General features: G+C 59.7%; 21 protein-coding genes and 1 tRNA gene. 9 read left to right on the top strand and 13 right to left on the bottom strand.

Translation table 11 applies throughout. From position 1 onward, the window contains the following. Positions 1-112: 112 nt before the first annotated feature. Positions 113-1393: an MFS transporter gene (locus EDE05_RS26025; protein WP_132413546.1), complete on the bottom strand. Its 1281-nt coding sequence runs from the start codon at positions 1391-1393 to the stop codon at positions 113-115. Positions 1394-1560: 167 nt separating this feature from the next. Here EDE05_RS26025 and EDE05_RS26020 point away from each other — a divergent pair, with 167 nt between their 5' ends. Both EDE05_RS26020 and EDE05_RS26015 read left to right on the top strand, forming a co-directional pair. Next, positions 1561-2355 (top strand): transporter substrate-binding domain-containing protein, encoded by a 795-nt coding sequence (locus EDE05_RS26020; protein ID WP_132413544.1) that lies wholly within the window; start codon positions 1561-1563, stop codon positions 2353-2355. A gap of 3 nt (positions 2356-2358) precedes the next feature. Then, entirely contained in the window at positions 2359-3177 is an 819-nt protein-coding gene (locus EDE05_RS26015) for an amino acid ABC transporter permease (RefSeq protein WP_132413542.1), read from the top strand. A gap of 29 nt (positions 3178-3206) precedes the next feature. Here the strand turns inward: EDE05_RS26015 and ppk2 are convergent, their stop codons facing one another. Beyond that, a complete protein-coding gene (gene ppk2 / locus EDE05_RS26010; RefSeq protein ID WP_132413540.1) occupies positions 3207-4121 on the bottom strand; it encodes a polyphosphate kinase 2 in 915 nt (304 codons plus the stop codon). Positions 4122-4174: 53 nt separating this feature from the next. Here ppk2 and EDE05_RS26005 point away from each other — a divergent pair, with 53 nt between their 5' ends. From EDE05_RS26005 to EDE05_RS25995, 3 genes are all read left to right on the top strand, one after another. Continuing rightward, positions 4175-4366, top strand: coding sequence for a hypothetical protein (locus EDE05_RS26005; protein WP_166675508.1), 192 nt, complete (start codon positions 4175-4177; stop codon positions 4364-4366). Between the two features lie 73 nt (positions 4367-4439). After that, entirely contained in the window at positions 4440-5849 is a 1410-nt protein-coding gene (gene leuC / locus EDE05_RS26000) for a 3-isopropylmalate dehydratase large subunit (protein ID WP_132413538.1), read from the top strand. A 118-nt stretch (positions 5850-5967) separates the two neighbouring features. Further along, entirely contained in the window at positions 5968-6519 is a 552-nt protein-coding gene (locus tag EDE05_RS25995) for a histidine phosphatase family protein (RefSeq protein WP_132413536.1), read from the top strand. A 51-nt stretch (positions 6520-6570) separates the two neighbouring features. On the opposite strand, the gene EDE05_RS25990 is transcribed toward EDE05_RS25995, so the two are convergent. Continuing rightward, positions 6571-7092 carry a L,D-transpeptidase gene (locus EDE05_RS25990; protein WP_245505257.1) on the bottom strand — a complete coding sequence of 174 codons (522 nt, stop codon included), beginning with the start codon at positions 7090-7092 and terminating at the stop codon, positions 6571-6573. A 263-nt stretch (positions 7093-7355) separates the two neighbouring features. Between EDE05_RS25990 and EDE05_RS25985 the strand changes: the two genes are divergently transcribed. Continuing rightward, positions 7356-8039, top strand: coding sequence for a response regulator transcription factor (locus EDE05_RS25985; RefSeq protein ID WP_105374472.1), 684 nt, complete (start codon positions 7356-7358; stop codon positions 8037-8039). 8 nt (positions 8040-8047) lie between these two features. Further along, positions 8048-8503, top strand: a complete 456-nt coding sequence (locus EDE05_RS25980) for a cyclic nucleotide-binding domain-containing protein (protein ID WP_112803442.1) — start codon at positions 8048-8050, stop codon at positions 8501-8503. A gap of 12 nt (positions 8504-8515) precedes the next feature. On the opposite strand, the gene EDE05_RS25975 is transcribed toward EDE05_RS25980, so the two are convergent. The 6 genes from EDE05_RS25975 to tesB form a co-directional block, all read right to left on the bottom strand. Further along, positions 8516-9319: an exodeoxyribonuclease III gene (locus EDE05_RS25975; protein ID WP_132413532.1), complete on the bottom strand. Its 804-nt coding sequence runs from the start codon at positions 9317-9319 to the stop codon at positions 8516-8518. 108 nt (positions 9320-9427) lie between these two features. After that, a complete protein-coding gene (locus EDE05_RS25970; protein ID WP_132413530.1) occupies positions 9428-10078 on the bottom strand; it encodes an outer membrane lipoprotein carrier protein LolA in 651 nt (216 codons plus the stop codon). A 73-nt stretch (positions 10079-10151) separates the two neighbouring features. Then, positions 10152-12839, bottom strand: coding sequence for a DNA translocase FtsK (locus EDE05_RS25965; protein ID WP_134103255.1), 2688 nt, complete (start codon positions 12837-12839; stop codon positions 10152-10154). 240 nt (positions 12840-13079) lie between these two features. Further along, positions 13080-14501 carry an ammonium transporter gene (locus EDE05_RS25960; protein ID WP_105374477.1) on the bottom strand — a complete coding sequence of 474 codons (1422 nt, stop codon included), beginning with the start codon at positions 14499-14501 and terminating at the stop codon, positions 13080-13082. A gap of 29 nt (positions 14502-14530) precedes the next feature. Further along, positions 14531-14881 (bottom strand): P-II family nitrogen regulator, encoded by a 351-nt coding sequence (locus EDE05_RS25955; RefSeq protein ID WP_105374478.1) that lies wholly within the window; start codon positions 14879-14881, stop codon positions 14531-14533. Positions 14882-15089: 208 nt separating this feature from the next. Beyond that, complete coding sequence (gene tesB / locus EDE05_RS25950) at positions 15090-15977, bottom strand: acyl-CoA thioesterase II (RefSeq protein ID WP_132413526.1); 888 nt, start codon at positions 15975-15977, stop codon at positions 15090-15092. Positions 15978-16064: 87 nt separating this feature from the next. On the opposite strand from tesB, the gene EDE05_RS25945 reads away from it, so the two are divergent. Continuing rightward, positions 16065-17279: a ubiquinone biosynthesis hydroxylase gene (locus tag EDE05_RS25945; protein WP_132413524.1), complete on the top strand. Its 1215-nt coding sequence runs from the start codon at positions 16065-16067 to the stop codon at positions 17277-17279. Positions 17280-17302: 23 nt separating this feature from the next. Here EDE05_RS25945 and EDE05_RS25940 read toward each other — a convergent pair whose 3' ends face one another. The 4 genes from EDE05_RS25940 to EDE05_RS25925 form a co-directional block, all read right to left on the bottom strand. Continuing rightward, positions 17303-17491, bottom strand: a complete 189-nt coding sequence (locus tag EDE05_RS25940) for a Trm112 family protein (protein WP_112803430.1) — start codon at positions 17489-17491, stop codon at positions 17303-17305. A gap of 8 nt (positions 17492-17499) precedes the next feature. After that, positions 17500-18177 carry an LON peptidase substrate-binding domain-containing protein gene (locus EDE05_RS25935; RefSeq protein WP_105374482.1) on the bottom strand — a complete coding sequence of 226 codons (678 nt, stop codon included), beginning with the start codon at positions 18175-18177 and terminating at the stop codon, positions 17500-17502. 109 nt (positions 18178-18286) lie between these two features. After that, positions 18287-19264, bottom strand: a complete 978-nt coding sequence (gene trxA, locus EDE05_RS25930; RefSeq protein WP_132413522.1) for a thioredoxin — start codon at positions 19262-19264, stop codon at positions 18287-18289. Between the two features lie 56 nt (positions 19265-19320). After that, positions 19321-19830 carry a prolyl-tRNA synthetase associated domain-containing protein gene (locus EDE05_RS25925; RefSeq protein ID WP_132413520.1) on the bottom strand — a complete coding sequence of 170 codons (510 nt, stop codon included), beginning with the start codon at positions 19828-19830 and terminating at the stop codon, positions 19321-19323. Between the two features lie 235 nt (positions 19831-20065). Between EDE05_RS25925 and EDE05_RS25920 the strand changes: the two genes are divergently transcribed. Further along, positions 20066-20140: transfer RNA gene (locus tag EDE05_RS25920), tRNA-Gly, on the top strand. The last annotated feature ends 117 nt before the right edge of the window (positions 20141-20257 follow it).

Here is a 20257-nt window from a genome sequence, read left to right as displayed (position 1 = left end):
TCGTCGCCGTCATGCGAAAGATGATCATCATCCTCAACGCAAGAATGCGGGAACACCACGCTAACGCGATTGACACCTAACACCGTTGCTTTTTTATTGCTCGCTCGGCCTGTCAGGCGGTCGCCGCCTGTCTGGCCGCCATCATCCGCCTTACGATGATGACAAGGAGACCGGCGGTGGCAAGGCAGACGGCCAGGAACATCATCGGCAGGATGTCGCTGCCCGTTGAATCCTTGATCCACGGCACCACGTTCTGCGCGACGAAGCCGCCGAGGTTTCCGACCGAATTAATCGCCGCGATGCCGGCTGCCGCACCTGCACCCTTGAGGAAACGCGACGGAAGGCTCCAGAAGACAGGCTGGCCAGCAAAGATGCCTGCAGCGGCGACGCAAAGGAAGGTAAACTGCAGGACCGGCGAGGTAGCGAGTACCGACATAGCCAGGCAGGTAGCGCCAATAAAGGCAGGACCGACGATGTAAAGCGTCTTACGTTCGCTCCGATCCGCAGCATTCGGCACGAACCAAAGCGCCGACGCAACCACGAGCCAGGGGATGATATTGATGAAACCGTTGGCGGTGTTCGACACACCAAAGCCCTTGACGATGGTCGGCAGCCAATAGCTCAGGCCGTAGGCGGCGAGCGGAAACCCGACATAGCAAAGCGCCATCAGCAGCACCCGGGGATTGACGAGCGCCTTGAACCCGTTGTCTGCATGTTCCTCCATTCCCGAATTTTCGCGCGCGAGCCGGTCATGAAGCCAGCGCTTTTCATCCGCCGAAAGGAATTTGGCCTGTTCGGGGGTATCATCGAGATAGAAAAACGTGACGATGCCGGCAACGACCGCCGGTACGCCGGTTGCCAGAAACACCCATTGCCAGCCGGCGTGGCCGAGCAGGCCGTCAAGGTCGAGCAGCATGCCGCCGATCGGAGCGCCAACTGCATTGGCGAGCGCGCTAAAGATCATGAACAAGCCGACCATGCGGCCGCGATAATCCTTCGGGAACCAGAGCGTCAGCAGAAAGAGAACGCCCGGAAAGAAGCCCGCCTCCGCAACGCCCAGCAGGAAGCGCAGGATGTAGAACATCACCGCGTTCTGGGTATAGGCGAGCGCGATGGTAACGATCCCCCAGGTGATCATGATGCGGGCGAACCACCGGCTGGCGCCGAAGCGGTTGAGAAAGAGATTGCTCGGGACTTCGAAGATAAAATAGCCGATGAAGAAGAGCGAGGCACCGAGACCGTAAGCGTATTCGCTGATGCCGAGCGCATCGACCATCTCCAGCTTCGCGTAGCTGACGTTTTGACGGTCGATATAGGCGATCAGATAGAGGATCCCGAGAAACGGCATCAGTCTCCAGACAATCTTCGAAATGAGCTCTTTTTCCTGAACCAACGGATCTTCTCCAAAAAATTCCGCCCGCGTTGAAGCAGGGTATAAGGTCAGGGGGATGTAGAGGATGCGACCCTGCCGGCAAGTGTCAGATATGGCTGCTTCCGCCGCTTGCTAACGGCGGCCTTTTTATGAGAGGGAATCAGAGCCACACAATCAGGAGTGCCACGATGCTCTTACGCCGTACGCTTATTGCCGGTCTTGCCGTCCTCAGCCTAGCACCCGCAGCGGTCTCAGCCGGCCTGCCGGACCTCAAGGGACGCAAGGTGGTCGTGGTGACGGAAAATGCCTATCCGCCCCTGCAATTCGTGGATCCGAAGAGCGGCCAGGCGATCGGCTGGGAATATGATGCGATGAACGAGATCGCAACGCGCCTGAACTTCAAGATCGAGTACCAGAACACGAGCTGGGACGCGATGATCCAGGCTGTATCCGACGGGCAATACGATATCGGCATGACCGGCATCACCATCAAGAACGACCGCAAGGAGAAGGTCGACTTTTCCGATCCCTACATGCGCTCGCAGCAGCTGATGCTGGTGCGCGGCGACGAAGCGCGTTTTACCGATGCCAAGAGCTTTGCCGCTCTGGAAAAGGGGCTGATCGGCGCGCAACCGGGAACGAGCCCCTTCTACACAGCGGTGTATGAGATACTCGACGGCAACGAGCAAAACCCGCGGATCAAGCTTATGGAGACCTTCGGAGCGACTGTGCAGGCGCTGAAGACGGGTGACGTCGACCTGGTGCTGACGGACAGCACCGCCGGCGAAGGTTATGTGAAAGCTTCCGGCGGGACGCTAAAGATCATCGGCGAGCCGCTTGGCACCGAGGATTTCGGGTTCATCTTCAGGAAGGGATCCGACCTTGTCGCGCCAGTCAATGCGGCCATCGCGGCGCTCAAGGCCGACGGCACGCTCGACGCGCTGAACAAGAAATGGTTCCTCGACTATAAGATGGGCCAATAGGGCATGGCGCCAGCGCGCCGAAAGACCGCAGCGCGTGAGGATTTCCCCTGGTGGTTCGTCGCCTTCGGGGCTCTATGCGTCGGGCTCGCGGTCGTCATCGCCGTCAATGATCTCTATGCCCAGGTGTTCGGCGTCGTTTCCAAAGGAATCGGCATCACCGTCGGCGTGACGCTCGGAGCCTTTGCGCTTGCAACGATGCTGGGGCTCGCGATTGCGCTCGCGGGGCTTTCGAACAGTGTTGTTTTACGACAGGCCGCCCGCTTCTATGTGGAGCTGATCCGCGGCATCCCCATCCTCGTCCTGCTGTTCTATGTCGCGTTTGTCGGCGCGCCTGCCTTCGTTGCACTCTACAACTGGCTGCTGGCACCGCTTATCGGGCGAGGCTTTGCCGACGAACTGCTGGTGCGCGATGTCTCGCTGCTCTGGCGGGCGGTGATAGCGCTGATGATCGGCTATGCGGCCTTCATCGCAGAAATCTTTCGCGCCGGCTTCCAGTCGGTCAACGAAGGACAAATCGAGGCGGCAAAAACGCTGGGCTTCAGCCGCTTCCAGCGCTTTCGGCTGATCGTCTTCCCGCAGGCGATGCGGGTGATCTTCCCGCCGCTTTCCAACGATTTCGTCTCGATGGTGAAGGACTCATCGCTCGTCTCGGTGCTGGGTGTCGCCGATATCACCCAGATGGCGAAAGTGTATGCGGCGGGCTCCTTCCGCTTCTTCGAGACCTATTCGATCGTCACCTATATCTACCTGCTGCTGACGATTGGCCTATCGCTGACGCTGCGAGGCATCGAAAGCCGGCTGCGCAAGCGCACGGAGCGGTGAAGGAAGCCATCCCCGCCCGTCGGCATGGATCAGTAGACCTCCGGTACATACATTTCCGGCGGCACCGGATGGCGGATGTAATGCGCGTTGCGGATGCGGCCGGGAAGCTCGATCGACTCCTTCGGAACCGTGTCGTAGGGAACCTGCGAAAGAAGATGCGCGATCATGTTGAGCCGCGCTCTTTTCTTGTCGACCGCCTGCACCACCCACCACGGCGCCTCCGCGATGTGAGTGCGGTCTAGCATTTCCTCCTTGGCCTTGGTGTATTCTTCCCAGTGAACCCGGCTTTCGAGATCCATTGGCGAGAGCTTCCATTGTTTCAGTGGATCGTGGATACGCATCTTGAAGCGGAATTCCTGCTCCTCGTCGGTGATCGAGAACCAGTATTTGACGAGGATAATGCCGGAGCGAACGAGCATCCGCTCGAATTCCGGCACCGAGCGGAAAAATTCCTCCAGTTCGTCAGGCGTGCAGAATCCCATGACGCGCTCGACGCCGGCGCGGTTGTACCAGGAGCGGTCGAACAGTACCATTTCGCCGGCCGTCGGCAGATGGGGCACATAGCGCTGGAAATACCACTGATGCCGTTCACGCTCTGTGGGTGCCGGAAGCGCCACGACGCGGCAGACACGCGGATTGAGGCGCTGGGTGACGCGCTTGATCGCGCCGCCCTTGCCGGCCGAATCGCGGCCCTCGAACAGCACCACCATCTTCAGCTTCTTGTACTGCACCCAGTCCTGCAGCCGGACGAGTTCGTGCTGCAGCCGAAAGAGTTCGCGGAAATAGATCCTCCGGTCGATCGTCGGCTCCGGAGGCTCCGACATGCCCTCGGCGATCAGGTCGTCCAGCCGGTCCTCTTCCATCTGCATTTCCAGCTCTTCGTCGAAGCTGTCGGCAATCTCGTCCTTGATGCGGCTGAGCTGGTCTTCCATGGGTTCGGACATTTGAGATCCCTCCGTTTCTGGCCTCAGATCAACCACGTTTCCGCGAAGACTTTATGACAGTGATGCGACAGGTTTCCGACGATGCAATTCCGTTGCCGATTTCATCGAAAACTGGTATTGCAGCAGCCATGGGATCGAAATTCGGATGCCTCGCGAACCAGTTTATCGTGCTGCAGGACCACAAGCGCCTGCCGGCACGGTTCTTCGCACGCGTATCCGGCGCTCTGAACAGCCGACTTAGCTGACCGATCCATCGCACCGGCAGCGACAAAGCCGTACTATATCTCCCTGTTTCAAAATACCCGATGGATGGCAGCCATGAGCGCACCCCGTACCCTTTATGACAAGATCTGGGACGACCACGTCGTTTCGCAGGACGAGAATGGCACCTGTCTTCTCTATATAGACCGTCACCTCGTACACGAAGTGACGAGCCCGCAGGCCTTCGAAGGCCTGAGGATCGCCGGCCGCAAGGTTCGCGCCCCGGAAAAGACGCTCGCTGTTGTCGACCACAACGTGCCGACTACCGCCGACCGCCACGAAGGCATCAAGAACGAAGAAAGCCGCATTCAAGTCGAAGCGCTTGCACAGAATGCCAAGGATTTCGGCGTCGAATATTATTCCGAGAAGGACGTCCGCCAGGGCATCGTTCACATTGTCGGGCCTGAACAGGGCTTCACCCTTCCCGGCATGACGATCGTTTGCGGCGACAGCCACACGTCGACGCACGGCGCTTTCGGTGCGCTGGCGCATGGCATCGGCACGTCCGAAGTCGAGCACGTGCTGGCCACTCAGACGCTGGTGCAGAAGAAGGCAAAGAACATGCTGGTACGGGTCGACGGCCAGCTGCCTCCGGGCGTCACCGCCAAGGATATCATCCTCGCCATCATCGGCGAGATCGGCACCGCCGGCGGCACCGGCCACGTCATCGAATTTGCCGGCGAAGCCATCCGCTCGCTCTCCATGGAAGGCCGCATGACCGTCTGCAACATGACGATCGAAGGCGGCGCCCGCGCCGGCCTGATCGCGCCGGACGAAAAGACTTTCGAGTATATCAAGAACAAGCCGCGCGCCCCGAAGGGTAAGGCCTGGGACATGGCGCTCGATTACTGGAAGACGCTGCAGACCGACGAAGGCGCGCATTTCGACAAGGTGGTCGTGCTCGACGCCGCCAACCTGCCGCCGATCGTCTCTTGGGGCTCCTCGCCGGAAGACGTGATCTCGGTTGAGGGTTCCGTTCCGAACCCGGACGATATTCAGGATGAAACCAAGCGCACCTCCAAATGGCGCGCTCTGGACTATATGGGCCTGAAGCCGGGCACCAAGATCACTGACATCGCCGTCGATCGCGTATTCATTGGCTCCTGCACCAACGGCCGCATCGAAGACCTGCGCGCCGCCGCCAAGGTTGTTGAAGGCCGCAAAGTCGCTCCCACCGTATCGGCGATGGTCGTTCCGGGCTCCGGAATCGTCAAGGAACAGGCGGAAGCCGAAGGCCTCGACAAGATCTTCAAGGATGCCGGTTTCGAATGGCGCGAACCGGGCTGCTCGATGTGCCTTGCAATGAACGACGACCGCCTGAAGCCGGGCGAGCGTTGCGCCTCCACTTCGAACCGCAATTTCGAGGGTCGCCAGGGCTACAAGGGCCGCACCCACCTTGTCTCGCCGGCCATGGCTGCCGCCGCCGCCATCGCCGGCCACTTCGTCGACATCCGCGAGTGGAAGTAGTCCGTCCATCCGACGTTAACATGATCAATGCCGCCCTGCCCGGGCGGCATTTTCTTTTATGGCCGGCGAAGAAACGCCGGTATGATCCTTGGCGGAACGACAATATCCGGAGCCCGAGGTGGAATCTGACCCATCAGAAAGCGAACTTGGCAGGGATGCGCGCAGACTGCTTTTGCTGCGGCATGCTAAATCCGCCTGGCCGGACGGGATAGCGGATCACGAAAGACCGCTGGCCGAGAGAGGTCGGAAAGCTGCTCAGCTCATGGGCCGATTTATGGCACAGGAGGGGCTCATTCCCAGTCTGGCTATGGTTTCCGACGCACGGCGAACACGGGAAACCTGGGCTTTAGTCAGAAACGAAATCCTCCGCCCGCTGATCTGTCACGATTGTTCCGCAATTTATGAGGCCTCGGCGACTACAATTCTTGCTGAGTTGAGACGGATCGAGCCGGAGTTTCGCACCGTGCTAATCGTAGGACACAATCCGGGACTGCAGGATCTCGCACTGATGCTGGCGGGCAGCGGCCGGCCCGAGGCTATGAAGGCAATCGCCGACAAATATCCAACCGGTGCTCTCGCCGTCCTCGATTTCGCTCTACCGACCTGGCAAAGTATTTCGCCCGGATCCGGCACCCTGAAGCGGTTCGTTAAGCCGCGCTCACTCAAATAAGTCGTCAAGCAACACCGGAATGATGACCTCCGGCCATTGCCAGCAGGAGGTTCAGAGAACCCGCACGACTGTGCCCTTTCTCATAAAGCGGATAAGGCGCTTCATATCGGCAAGGCCCACGGCGATGCAGCCGGCAGTCGGTTGGTAGCCGGGCTTGATCAAATGAAAGAAGATCGCAGAACCGCGATAGCGGCGCCTCGACGTTATGTTCCAGTCGAGCACCAGACAGATGTCGTACAGCCCGTCGGCGCGCATCATCTCCTCATGGCTGGGGCGGAAGGGCGCTTTAACGAGGCTGTTATAGGCCGGATGGTTCGGCTGATCGCACCACAGCATGTCGCTGCGGATATGCCGCATGGGCAGGGCGGTCGGCGGCAGGCGCACCCTCTCGCCCCGCACGAACCCATAAAGGACGCGCATCGACGTGATCGGCGTTGCGCCGTCACCTTCCCGCTTGAATGCCGTCGTGCCGGAGCGCCCGATTGCGGCCTGAACGGTGACGCCTCCCATGGAAACGATGGCGCGCCTTCGATCCCGCGGCGCGGTTCTGACGGTGATAGTGTTCGGGTTCAAGCACGCTCTTTCGCGAAAACGGTGCATTTCTCTCACAAGGTTTTGCTTTGAATATGATTTCGTTTGAATTCATAGCACCTTGGAACACCACGCGTCGCTATGGACGCGCAAGGGAGGCTCTTACATATTGGGCCCGAGCATCATACTTGCCGAAAATCGATTTCGATTTTGGGGTCGATGCTGTAGGGATTAGATCGAAGATCCCGATCGCCTGCCACTGCCGGAAAGCAGGACGGGCGAGCGGAGAGATGAAAGGCTTGAGAATGGCAGCGCGTACCATACTCCTGGTGGATGACGACGACGATCTGCGCGAGACCCTGGTCGAGCAATTGTCGTTCTACGACGAGTTCTCGATTCTCCAGGAAGCCAACGCCGCCAAGGCGCTGCAAACCGCGAAGACCGCCCAGATCGATCTCCTGATCATGGATGTCGGCCTGCCGGATATGGACGGCCGTGAGGCGGTAAAGCTTCTGCGCAAAAACGGGTTTAAGGCGCCGATCATTATGCTGACCGGCCATGATACGGATTCGGATACGATCCTGGGGCTCGAGGCAGGTGCAAACGACTACGTCACCAAGCCCTTTCGCTTCGCAGTGCTGCTTGCCCGTATCCGCGCGCAGCTGCGTCAGTACGAGCAGAGCGAGGACGCAACCTTCACGGTCGGCCCTTACATCTTCAAGCCGAGCCAGAAGCTGCTCACCACCGACGACGGCAAGAAGATCAGGCTCACGGAAAAGGAAGCGGCCATCATCCGCTATCTCTACCGCGCCGGCCAGAAGGTGGTGACGCGCGACGTGCTCTTGGAAGAAGTCTGGGGCTACAATTCCGGCGTCACGACCCACACGCTGGAAACCCACGTCTATCGTCTACGCCAGAAGATCGAACGCGACCCCTCCAGCGCTGAAATCCTGGTCACCGAAAACGGTGGCTACAAAATCGTACCGTGATTTGAACAATGTCCCTGACCGAAGATATCCGCCTGCTCTCACAGGTCCCGCTCTTCAAGGATATGAATGACGACCAGCTTCGCCTCGTGGCCTTTGGGGCCGAGCGGCGACAGGTGGCTGCAGGTCAGGAGCTGTTCCGAGAAAGATCGCCGGCGGAATCGGCTTTTATCATCGCCCGTGGCCGCTTCGAATTGCTGATGACGGACCGTAACGGCGAACCAAAGGTGGAGGCGACGGTCGGCCCCGGCACGCTGTTGTCGGAACTGGCGCTGATCACCATGGTGGAGCGGAAATTCACCGCCGTGGCAGTCGAGGACGCCGAGGCGATGAAAATCAGCCGTTCGCTGTTTCATCGCCTGCTTGAGGAATATCCCGAGGTCGGCCGGGTGATCGAAAGACGCATCCGGGACAATATTGCGAGCCTCGCCAAGGCGGCGGCGGCGATGAGCCACAGGTTTGTCTGAAATCGACAGGGTTCAGAACTTGAAGGTCGCCGTCACCGGAACGTGGTCGGACGGCTGGTTCCAGCCGCGCGCTTCCTTCAGCACCTCGATGTGATCGAGGAACGGCCCGAGATCCGGAGACGACCATATGTGATCCAGCCGACGCCCCTTGTCCGCGACTCGCCAATCCTTGGAACGATAGCTCCACCACGTATAGAGCTTTTCGCTCTCGGGCACGTGCTGGCGCATCAGGTCCAGCCAGCCTCCGCGCGCCATGACCTCGTTCAACCCCTGGGTTTCGATCGGTGTATGGCTGACGATCCTTAGCATCTGCTTGTGCGACCAGACATCGTGCTCAAGCGGCGCTATATTGAGATCGCCGACGAGGACGGAGGATATGCCGGGCATTGGATCAGCCTTGAGAGCCTTCATCTCCTCTACGAAATCGAGCTTGTGGCCGAACTTCGGGTTCACCGTACGATCGGGCTCGTCGCCACCTGCCGGCACGTAGAAATTATGCAGGCGGACGCGGCGCGAACCGCGCTCGAAGATGGCGGAGATGTGCCTTGCATCACCCACCCCGCAATAGTTCTGCCGATGATCTTCCAGAAGCGGGATCTTCGACACGATTGCGACGCCGTGATAGCCCTTCTGGCCGTGAATGATGACGTGCTGGTAGCCTAAGTCCTTGAAGGGCTGCAGCGGAAATTCCGGCTCCTGGCACTTGATTTCCTGCAGGCAGAGGATATCCGGCTTGTGGCGGACGAGGAACTGCTCGACGATCGGCATGCGCAGCCGTACGGAGTTGATGTTCCAGGTACTGATGGAAAAAGTCATGGCCAAACCTCGTATGTTGCGGCGAGGTTTAGGAAATTTTAATTGCGTTGAGAAGCAAAAAGGCCGTGCGCAGGCCCGGCTCTTCAGACTTTTCGAACTTCGACGCGATCAGCCCTTGCGAACTTCGTCATAGGGGATGGTGAAGACCTTTTCGTCGAGGCTCACCCCGTTCCTGACGTTGTAGATCATCACCGACGTGTCCTTGTTCTGAGCGTCGGTAATGGTCCACTGCCTGAGATCGTAGGTCTTGGAATCAAACATCATTGTGATGGTCGAATCGCCGAAGACGGTCTTGTTGCCAAGCACGATAGTCGTCAGGTCGGACTCCTGCTTGACGTCACGGACCATCTGGTTGCCGAGATCGATGCGGTCGGACAGCAGCAGGCTGAGCGGCGTCTTGGACAGAGGATAGACGTCCCAGGTCTTGAGCTTCATGTTGCCGACCACGACGTTCTTGCCGTCGGCAATCACGCGGATCGGCGATGGATCCTCGAAATTGAACCGCAGCTTACCGGGCCGTTCGATAAAGAACTTGCCGCCGGTCTGCTCCCCGCGCGGACCGAACTGCACGAATTCGCCCATCATGGTTTTGACCGAGGAAAAGTGATCGGCGATCTTCTGAGCCGCAGCCGAGCTCTGCGCGAAGCTCATGTTCGGCAAGGACATCGCAGCCACCAGGCTCGCCAGCCCGAGCGAAAATTGCCTGCGGCCAATCGAATCGAGACGGACGTGTGAAAGGATGGATTTATCGTTCTTCATTCTATTCTCCTTCCCCTGGTTCTCGGTTTAAAACGCGGCGTCTTGATGGCAGTTGCAAGCGATCACAAAAGCCTTACCGTTCGAGGATATCGCCCTCGGTCGGCACCAGGATCTCGCGCTTGCCGGCATGATTGGCCGGTCCGATCAGCCCCTCCTGCTCCATTCGCTCGATGAGCGATGCCGCACGGTTATAGCCAATGCCGAGACGCCGCTGGATATAGGATGTGGACGCCTTGCCATCACGCAAGACGATCGCCACTGCCTGATCGTATGGATCGTCTGAATCGCTTAGGTTGCCGGTGCCTGCCGGACCACCGCCTGTGCCGGCTTCATCCTCGTCGTCATCAGCCGTAATCGCATCGAGATATTGGGGCGCCCCTTGCGTTTTCAGGTAGGCGACGATGTCTTCGACTTCCGTGTCCGACACGAAGGGACCATGGACACGCTGAATGCGGCCGCCACCCGCCATGTAGAGCATATCGCCCATGCCGAGCAGTTGTTCAGCGCCCTGCTCGCCCAGGATCGTGCGGCTGTCGATCTTCGATGTGACCTGGAATGAAATACGGGTGGGGAAGTTCGCCTTGATCGTGCCGGTAATAACGTCCACGGAGGGGCGCTGTGTAGCCATGATAACATGGATGCCAGCCGCACGCGCCATCTGCGCCAGGCGCTGGACCGCGCCTTCAATATCCTTGCCGGAGACCATCATCAGGTCGGCCATTTCGTCGATGATAACGACGATATAAGGCATCGGTTGAAGGTCGAATTCTTCGGTCTCATAGACGGCCTCGCCCGTCTGGCGGTCGAAGCCGGTCTGCACGGTGCGGGTAAGCACCTCGCCCTTTTCGATCGCCTGCTCGACGCGGCTGTTGAAGCCGTCGATATTGCGCACGCCGATCTTCGACATCTTCTTGTAGCGCTCTTCCATCTCGCGGACGGTCCACTTGAGCGCCACGACCGCCTTCTTCGGATCGGTCACGACCGGCGAGAGGAGATGCGGAATTCCATCATAGACCGACAGTTCGAGCATCTTCGGGTCAATCATGATCAGGCGGCATTTCTCCGGCGTATAGCGATAGAGAAGCGATAGGATCATGGTATTGATTGCCACCGATTTGCCGGAACCGGTAGTACCGGCGACGAGCAGATGCGGCATCTTGGCAAGGTCGGCGACGACCGGCTCGCCGCCGATGGTCTTGCCGAGAGCCATGGCGAGTTTAGCCTTGCTGCCTTCGAAATCCTTGCTGCCGATCATTTCGCGCAGATACACCGTTTCGCGAGTCCGGTTCGGCAACTCGATCCCGATCGCATTGCGACCGGGCACGACGGCAACACGCGCGGCAATCGCGCTCATCGAACGGGCGATGTCGTCGGCCAGGCCGATGACGCGGGACGACTTGATGCCCGGCGCCGGCTCAAGTTCGTAAAGCGTGACGACAGGCCCCGGACGGACATGGATGATCTCGCCCTTGACACCGAAATCCTCCAACACGCCTTCGAGCAGCCGGGCGTTCTGCTCCAGCGCGTCGGCAGAAAGCGATGCATCGCGCGCGATCGCCTTCGGCTCGTTCAGAAGATGCACGGAGGGAAGCTGGAAACCATCAGGTGAAATGAACGACGCCTGGGCTTCGCGGGCGACGCGGGGGCTTGGCTTCGGTGGAGCGGCGGCAGGGACGACGCGAGGTTGGCCACGGCTGGCCTGCGACGCACGGGAGGAGACAAACGGTGCATCGTCGTCGGCCAGAATACCGGCCGGGCGCGGCGGCATGTCATCCATGTCGAACGGCGGGTCGTCGTCGTAATCATCGTCTTCATGGGCCGAGATTGGCGGAGCTGTGACCACACGGCGCGGCGGCACAGCCCGCTCCGCCGGATCATCGAGCGACGGCTCCATGCGACGGCCGGCCGCGGCAGGAGCAGCCTTGGCACGGACCGGCTCGTTCAACATGCCGAACTCGTCCTCGTTGAAATCATAGGGCTGATCGAAGCCGACACGAACCGGAGGCTTGATCCCCGCAAGTCGGCGCAGCCGGGCTTGGGCAATATACCAGTAGTGGGCAATCGCGCCGAAGGCCAAAAAGCCGGCAAAAGCGCCCTCTTCGTCTTCATCGTCGAATTCTTCACGCTTCGGCGGTGCCTTCGTCGCCGCAACGGGCTTGTCGTCGTCTTCCGCATCCTCCTCGAAAGCCTCGCCGACGAGACCGGAAGCAAAAAGCATGAGCCAGATACAGGGAAGCGTGAAGATGCAGCCGAGCACGATCGCCACCATGCCCGTCGGATAGGCTCCCACGAAAAGTGCGGGAAAGCGGAGGATCATGTCTCCGATCACGCCGCCGATGCCGTTCGGGATCGGCCAGGTGGGCGGTGCGGGAAAGCAGCCGAGCGTGGCGGAGGCAAGCAAAGCGCCGCCGCCCCAAGCAGCCAGCCTCGCCGGGACGCGGTCATATTTACGGCCGGAAATGAGCGCCAATGCGAGGGCGAGCACAGGCAGCAGCGCAACGATGCTTGCCAGGCCCAGAAACTGCATCATCAGGTCGGCAAAGGCAGCGCCCGCAAAGCCGAGAATATTGGTGGGCGCGTTGTCGGTGGCGTAGGAGAAGCTGGGGTCTGCGACATTCCAAGTGGCAAGCGCCGCAACGGCAAGCGCCAAGGCGAGGAAAATGCCGAAGCCGACGAGCGCGAGCGCCTGCCTCCACACAAAGGCGGTGAGGGCCAGGCGGGGAGACCGGTTTGCCATAGCCGCTGAACTGCTTCTGCCCATCGTGTCTGTCCGCCGCCTTCTGAACGCAACTCTTCGCGAGTCGGCATGCTGCCGGCCGATTCGCACAATTCCAGTGCAGAGTAGCCTGACGATAGTTAATGCGCCTTTAACCACGATCCAGAGCGCGGGCGCTGAAAACACGAATAAAAAAGCCCGGACCGAAGTCCGGGCGAAGTGCAGCTTCCAAACGGCCGCTGCGACGGGATCGGAGCGGCGGCTGTTGCCGCCGCCAAATACATATCAGGAGTGATAGGCGGCTTCGCCGTGGGTCGAGAGATCGAGGCCTTCGCGTTCGGCTTCGACGCTGACCCGCAGACCGACGACAAGATCGACGATCTTGTAGAGGATGGCCGAACCGATGCCCGACCACAGCAGCGTTACGATGACACCCTTGAGCTGGGCCCAGACCTGGGTCGCCGTGCCTGCATAACCGGCTGCGAAGTCTGCCGTCGAATAATCGACGATGCCTGCGCCACCGAGAGCGGGGTTGACGAACACACCCGTCAGGATTGCACCAATGATGCCGCCGATGCCGTGCACCCCGAATACGTCCGCCGTGTCGTCATAACCGAACTTGTTCTTCACGGTCGATACGAAGAAGTAGCAGATCGGCGAAACGACGAGACCCATGATGACGGCGCCCATCGGGCCGACGAAGCCGGCAGCCGGAGTGATGACGACGAGACCGGCAACCGCACCCGATGCAGCGCCCAGCATGGATGCCTTCCCGCGAGCGAAGGTTTCGACAATCGCCCAGGAAACGATGGCGGCTGCCGTTGCAACGAAGGTGTTGATCATTGCAAGAGCGGCGTAGGCGTTTGCTTCGAGGTTCGAACCGGCGTTGAAGCCGAACCAGCCGACCCACAGAAGCGAGGCGCCGACCATGGTCAATGTCATGGAGTGAGGAGCCATCATGTCCTTGCCGAAGCCGGTCCGCTTGCCGACCATGATCGCACCGACGAGGCCGGCGATACCGGCATTGATGTGAACCACCGTACCGCCAGCGAAGTCTATTGCGCCGAAGCCGAAGATGAGGCCGGTCGGGCCGTCATAGGCGCTCGGGCCGCCCCAGAACCAAACCATGTGGGCCATCGGGAAGTAAACGAAGGTGAGCCACAGGATCGTAAAGAGGATGACGGCCGAAAACTTGATGCGCTCGGCGAAGGCGCCGACGATCAGGGCCGGCGTGATTGCCGCGAACGTCATCTGGAAGCAGACGAAGACCAGTTCCGGGATGGCCGCACCCTTGGTAAAGCTTTCCGAAAGGGTCGTGGTATCGACACCGGCGAGGAACATCTTCGAGAAGCCGCCGACGAAGCTGTTCAGTGAACCGCCATCGGTGAAGGCCAGGGAATATCCGTAGGTAACCCAGATGACGATTGCAACCGCGGCGATCATCATGACCTGCATCAGCACCGACAGCATGTTCTTGGTGCGCACGAGACCGCCATAAAAGAGCGCAAGGCCCGGTACGATCATCAGCAGCACGAGGATGGAAGAGATCAGCATCCAGGTCGTGTCGCCCTTATCTACCGTCATGGCCGGAGCGGCAGCCGCTGCGGCGGGTGCGGCAGTATCCTGCGCGAAGGCAATGGCGGGCGCAAAGGACGCCGCGGCGGCGGCACCCAAACGTCCGAAAATAGAAACCTTGTTGAATTGCATAGCTTAAAAACTCCCCTGTCAGCCGGTGCTTAAAGCGCTTCTGTGTTGGTTTCGCCGGTACGGATGCGCACGGCCTGCTCGATCGAATAGACGAAGATCTTGCCATCGCCGATCTGGCCGGTCTTTGCAGCCGATGCGATCGCATCCACGGCCTTTTCGACGAGGTCTGAGGGGACGGCGATTTCAATCTTCAATTTCGGCAGAAAACTTACTGCGTATTCGGTACCGCGATAGATCTCGGTATGTCCCTTCTGACGTCCGTAACCTTTGACTTCGGTGACGGTCAGGCCCTGGATACCGACAGCCGTGAGGGCTTCGCGCACCTCATCCAGCTTGAACGGCTTGATAATGGCCATCACGATTTTCATCTGGCTTCCCATCCTTTGTTTGCATTCGGCATACGGCCGACTCTCCTCATCGCCGGCAGATCCCGACAGCGACTGGTGGGTTACATTCAAGGGCCGTGCCAGATTCAAATCGAAGCGTAAGACATTGAAATATAAGGGCTCTGGGAAGAATATCTAAGAAACGTGCATTTGGGCCGCGCAGAGGCGCCCAAATAATGTGCATTTTTGAAAAATTGCACAGCTATTGTTCATTTGCCTTTTTCCGAATCAATCCTTCCTGGGCCACGGACGCAATCAGAACCCCGGCACGGGTATAGATGCTGCCGCGGGTCATCCCTCGGGCACCGGAAGCACTTGGGCTGTCCTGCGTATAGAGTAGCCAGTCATCGAAGGTCGCCGGCCTGTGAAACCACATGGCGTGATCGAGGCTGGCTGCCTGTAGGGACGGATCGAAAATCGAAATGCCGTGCGGATAAAGCGAGGCATCAAGCAGGGTCATGTCGGAGAGATAGGCAAGCACCGCGGCCTGATAATGACGATCCGCCGGGACGCTGCCGAGAGTGCGCACCCAGATATCCTGGCGGGGATCGAGCTTGTCCCTGGTCAGGTAGTGAACGAGGGAAGTGGGGCGTATTTCGATCGGTCGTTCCCGGGTCCAGTAACGCCGGACCGATTCGGGCGCATGATCGAGGAAGAGCGCCTTGAACTCCTTCTCTCCCATCAGGTCTTCCGGTTGGGTAACCGAAGGCATGTCGATCTGATGCTCGTAGCCGCCCTCCTCGATCTGGAAGGATGCCGACATGGAAAAGATAGCCTTGCCGTGCTGTACGGCCACCACCCGGCGCGTGGTGAAGCTTGACCCGTTGCGAATGCGCTCCACCTGATAAAGGATCGGCACGGAAGGATCGCCTGGACGCATGAAATAGGCGTGGAGGGAATGCACAAACCGGTCCAGATCGACGGTCCGCTGCGCCGCCATCAGGGCCTGTGCAATCACCTGACCGCCAAATACCCGCTGCCAGCCGGCGTCCGGGCTGACGCCGCGATAGAGGTTTTCCTCCAGCTTTTCGACGTCGAGTGTCTCGATCAGCTGCTCCATAGCGGACGGTGGCTCGATCTGGGGCGACATTATGACGGTCTCCGGCGATAGGAAGCTGCTGCCGGATGGTCTATATGCAGGTCGTGATATTCTCAAGTCTCACGGGAGTTTAGGTAGATGCTGGACATGCTGGTTGTTGGAGGCGGTTATGTGGGTCTCGCCGCCGCGGTCGCCGTCAAACAGGCGGCGCCGCATCTCAATGTCGAGGTGATCGAGGCCGCGCCAGCCGGTGTTTGGGAAAAGGACGAGCGGGCATCCGCCATTATAGCGGCCGCGACCCGCATGCTCGAAGTCTTTGGCCTTTGGAACGAAATCGCGCCGGACGCCCAGCCGATCAACCGAATGATCGTCACCGATAGCCGTACCTCCGATCCGGTGCGGCCTGTTTTCCTGACCTTCGACGGCGAAGTGGAGGAAGGCCGCCCCTTCGCTCATATGGTGCCGAATGTCGCCATGGTCCGCGCGCTGCGAGGAGCCTCAGAGCGCCTCGGCATCGTGATTCGCCATGGACTATCCGCCGCCGGCTTCAAGACCGAAAGCACGCGTTGCACGGTTTCTCTGTCCGATGGGTCCACAATCGAGACAAAACTGCTTGTCGCATGCGACGGCGTTCGTTCGAAGCTGCGCGACATGGCCGGCATCAGAACCGTCACCTGGGACTACGGCCAATCCGGCATCGTCACCACCGTGGCCCATGAGCGGCCGCATGAAGGCGTAGCGGAAGAGCATTTCCTTCCCTCCGGCCCCTTCGCGATCCTGCCTTTGACCAACAACCGATCTTCGCTCGTCTGGACGGAAAGATCGGCGGAAGCCGAGCGCCTGGTCGCTTCAGACGATCTTGTCTTCGAGGAAGAGCTGCAGCGGCGCTTCGGCCACAAGCTTGGCGAATTGCGGGTCGTCGGCGGTCGGCGTGCCTTCCCGCTCGGCCTGACGCTTGCGCGCGCATTCGTGGCGCCGCGCCTTGCCCTTGCGGGCGACGCCGCGCACGGCATTCATCCGATTTCCGGTCAGGGGCTCAACCTGGGTTTCAAGGACGTCGCAGCCTTGGCGGAAACAGTGGTGGAGGCAGATCGCCTTGGCCTCGATATCGGCGCGTTGAACGTACTGGAGCGTTACCAGTCCTGGCGGCGGTTCGATACGTTCCGCATGGGCGTGACCACCGATGTCCTGAACCGGCTGTTTTCGAACGACATCACTCCCATCCGAATCGCTCGCGACTTCGGGCTCGGGATCGTCGACCGGATGCCGCAGCTGAAGAACTTTTTCATTCACCAGGCTGCGGGGAAGACAGGCGACGGCGGGCCGAGACTGCTTGCCGGCGAAGCAATCTGACTTTCCGCCTCGAGAAAGAAGTATCAGTCCTCGATCTTGCGAGCCTCGGAAACCAGCATAATGGGGATGCCGTCGCGGATCGGATAGGCTAGCCGCACCCGTTCGGAGATCAACTCGTTGGTCTCCCGGTTGAACGAGAGGCGGCCCTTGCTCAGCGGGCATACGAGCAGGTCGAGGAGTTTGGGGTCCACCTTGCTGAGCTTCTCGTCCATGATTTTCCCTACTGCAGAATGGTATCCGAATCGCTGGAGCCCCGCGCCAGAAAGATTTCCGTAATCGCGATCAGCGTTTCCGCCCGGGTCTTCAGATCGGGCGCTTCAAGCAAAGCCTGCTTTTCGGCTGGACCGAAGGGCGACATCATCGACAGCGAATTGACGAGGGTGCGATTGCCGGCGCGTTCGATGCTTTCCCAATCCGCTTCCAGCTTGTTGGCGTCGAGATAGGCGCGAAAGACCCGCAGGAGCTCAGTTCGGTTGACCGAACCCTCATCGTCCTCCACCGACAGGTCGGTCATGAAGGGCGCAATCCTGAAGGTACGATAAGGATGGCCCTGCCCCATCTCCTCCAGCAACCGGAAGCGGCAAGCGCCGCTGATGGAGGCGATGTAGCGGCCATCGCCAGTTTCCGCGAAAGAGGTGATGCGACCGATGCAGCCGACATTTGACAGCGCGGGCCGTGGGCCTTCCACCGGTTCGCCGCTCTCCATCAGCGAAGGCTGGACAATGCCTATCAGCCGGTGCGAGGCGAGCGCCGCATCGAACATGGCAAGATAACGCGGTTCGAAAATGTTGAGCGGCAGTTGACCACCCGGCAGAAGCAGCGCACCTGTCAGCGGAAAGACGGGAACTGCTTCCGGCAAATCCTCCCGCTTCAGATATCTTGCATTTCCCACATGCATGGGTCCGACACCTCCCAGACCACTCTCGCAGTCGCCATCATCTGCTTTCGCAAGTTATGTGGGGCGGTTGCCTTGGAACGCAAGACCAAACAGGCCGGCGCGGCGGCGGTTATGAAAATAGAATCGAAGAAAGCTTTCGGCGGGCAGCAATGGTGGCCGGATCCTTCGGACCCCAGACGTCAAAGAACTGCAGAAGCTGGCGGCGGGCTCCGTCGTCGTCAAAGCTGCGGTCCTTGCGCATGATCATCAACAGATGCTCGGCTGCTTCCTCACGCTGCCCCTGTACATTCAGAATCTTGGCGAGCTTCATGCGCGCCTCGTGATTGTCCGGATGCAGCGCCAGATCGTGTTCGAGAGCAAGGGGATCTCCGAGCTTTCGGGCCTCCTCGATCTGCTCGAGCTTCTTGGCAACAGCCTGAATGGCCGCATCCTTTGCAAGATCTTCCGGAATGGAGGCGAGCATCTGGCTGGCGCGCGCCGTCTCGCCCATGGCGATCAGGCATTGCATCATTCCGCCGGCGGCCTTCGCATTTTCCGGATCGGCCTGGAGGACCGCGCCGTACAGCTGCGCGGCATCCTGGATATTTCCTTCGGCAAGCAGTGTTTCAGCTTCGCCAAGCACGGATTCGATTTCCGCGGCCTGATCCGCGCCGGCAGGTCCGGCAATGCGATCGATGAACTGTCGCACCTGACTTTCCGGCACCGCCCCCATAAAACCGTCTACCGGACGGCCGTCGACGAAGGCAATGACGGCGGGAATCGACTGGATGCCGAGCTGGCCCGGGATCGACGGGTGGTCGTCGATGTTCATCTTGACGAGCTTGACCCGGCCCTGGGCTTCATTGACAACTTTCTCGATTACCGGAGTGAGCTGCTTGCAGGGGCCGCACCAAGGCGCCCAGAAGTCCACGAGAACCGGCTGACGCCGCGATTCTTCGATGACATCCTTGCTAAAGCCGGCGGTGGTGGTGTCCTTGATGGCAGAATCTGCTGCCGGTTGAACGGCAGGCGCCGCACCATAATTCGCCGAAGCAGTCATTTGGCCGCCATAGGCGCCGGCACCATAGGGATTGTCTCTGCCGCTCATGAATGCTCTCCCGGAAAGCTTTGTCTATTGGGCTCGTCGCTCGCAAAGATCGTATGTCAGTCCGTCACTTTCAAGACAAGCGGCGTGTGGCCAGTCGCCTCAAGAAATCGGATAAGGTCGTCGCGGCCAATCGACGTCGTGGCGTCATTGGATAGCGGATGACCATTGATGACGTCGTGCTTCATCAAGTCCTCATCAAGCACGAAGGTAACATTTCGACCCGCATCGTTGAAGGCGCCGAATACGGTGACTGCTCCAGGAACGACGCCGAGATATTCCATCAGCTTTTCGGGCCTGCCAAAGGAGACCCGGCCCGAAGCGCCGATAACCTTGTGAACCGTCTTCAGATCGACCGTCGCACGCTCCTCAACGGTCAGAACAAAATACTGATCCTTCTTGTCCTTGACGAAGAGGTTCTTCGTGTGGCCGCCCGGGATTGCGTCTCGCAGGCTCTCGGATTCGGCAACGGTAAAGACCGGCGGGTGGCTTTTGGTCGAATGGGGGATGTTGAGGCTATCAAGGAAACGGAAGAATTCCGCGGCGGTCTTCGGCGCTGTTTCAGTCATTTTGTCGAGAACTGGCTCTGTTGGTGGGCGACAAATTATAACCTTAATGTCCGGCCTGGCCAAGCCGAGGCAATGGGGCCGGGCAGCGGCAGTTCGGCGAATCCGAAATTTTTCTTCACCCCAACCGTCATTTCCCTGTTGCATTTGAAAAAAGTCTAGGCCATATAGCGCCCGTCGCCGGCAACGAGCCGCGACCCACGGTCCAGCGAACTACCCCGGACCGGCGGATTGATGAGCGGGTGTAGCTCAGGGGTAGAGCACAACCTTGCCAAGGTTGGGGTCGAGGGTTCGAATCCCTTCGCCCGCTCCAGTTTACCAAATGTCCATACCGGAGACATCGGTAACAGATCGTACCTAAGACATGGGTGACAATCTCGTGCCGAACGGATTGTCGATGGTTTGCAAAGTTCTCTGCTCCAGGTCGATA

Source organism: Neorhizobium sp. R1-B (assembly GCF_004368875.1).
In the GTDB taxonomy this organism is placed as follows: Bacteria; Pseudomonadota; Alphaproteobacteria; order Rhizobiales; family Rhizobiaceae; genus Neorhizobium; species Neorhizobium huautlense.
Note: the sequence above shows the minus strand (reverse complement) of the source record. Positions and strands in the feature narration are given on the sequence as shown.

Coding starts and splice junctions, on each gene's coding strand:
- EDE05_RS25975 (WP_132413532.1), bottom strand. CDS start 9,319: ATGACTTTTTCCATCAGTACCTGGAACATCAACTCCGTACGGCTGCGC.
- EDE05_RS25945 (WP_132413524.1), top strand. CDS start 16,065: ATGCTGGACATGCTGGTTGTTGGAGGCGGTTATGTGGGTCTCGCCGCC.
- EDE05_RS26005 (WP_166675508.1), top strand. CDS start 4,175: ATGACAGTGATGCGACAGGTTTCCGACGATGCAATTCCGTTGCCGATT.
- EDE05_RS25980 (WP_112803442.1), top strand. CDS start 8,048: ATGTCCCTGACCGAAGATATCCGCCTGCTCTCACAGGTCCCGCTCTTC.
- EDE05_RS25970 (WP_132413530.1), bottom strand. CDS start 10,078: ATGAAGAACGATAAATCCATCCTTTCACACGTCCGTCTCGATTCGATT.
- EDE05_RS25985 (WP_105374472.1), top strand. CDS start 7,356: ATGGCAGCGCGTACCATACTCCTGGTGGATGACGACGACGATCTGCGC.
- EDE05_RS26015 (WP_132413542.1), top strand. CDS start 2,359: ATGGCGCCAGCGCGCCGAAAGACCGCAGCGCGTGAGGATTTCCCCTGG.
- EDE05_RS25925 (WP_132413520.1), bottom strand. CDS start 19,830: ATGACTGAAACAGCGCCGAAGACCGCCGCGGAATTCTTCCGTTTCCTT.
- EDE05_RS25960 (WP_105374477.1), bottom strand. CDS start 14,501: ATGCAATTCAACAAGGTTTCTATTTTCGGACGTTTGGGTGCCGCCGCC.
- tesB (WP_132413526.1), bottom strand. CDS start 15,977: ATGTCGCCCCAGATCGAGCCACCGTCCGCTATGGAGCAGCTGATCGAG.
- EDE05_RS26020 (WP_132413544.1), top strand. CDS start 1,561: ATGCTCTTACGCCGTACGCTTATTGCCGGTCTTGCCGTCCTCAGCCTA.
- trxA (WP_132413522.1), bottom strand. CDS start 19,264: ATGAGCGGCAGAGACAATCCCTATGGTGCCGGCGCCTATGGCGGCCAA.
- EDE05_RS25965 (WP_134103255.1), bottom strand. CDS start 12,839: ATGGGCAGAAGCAGTTCAGCGGCTATGGCAAACCGGTCTCCCCGCCTG.
- EDE05_RS25935 (WP_105374482.1), bottom strand. CDS start 18,177: ATGCATGTGGGAAATGCAAGATATCTGAAGCGGGAGGATTTGCCGGAA.
- EDE05_RS25940 (WP_112803430.1), bottom strand. CDS start 17,491: ATGGACGAGAAGCTCAGCAAGGTGGACCCCAAACTCCTCGACCTGCTC.
- leuC (WP_132413538.1), top strand. CDS start 4,440: ATGAGCGCACCCCGTACCCTTTATGACAAGATCTGGGACGACCACGTC.
- EDE05_RS25955 (WP_105374478.1), bottom strand. CDS start 14,881: ATGGGAAGCCAGATGAAAATCGTGATGGCCATTATCAAGCCGTTCAAG.
- ppk2 (WP_132413540.1), bottom strand. CDS start 4,121: ATGTCCGAACCCATGGAAGACCAGCTCAGCCGCATCAAGGACGAGATT.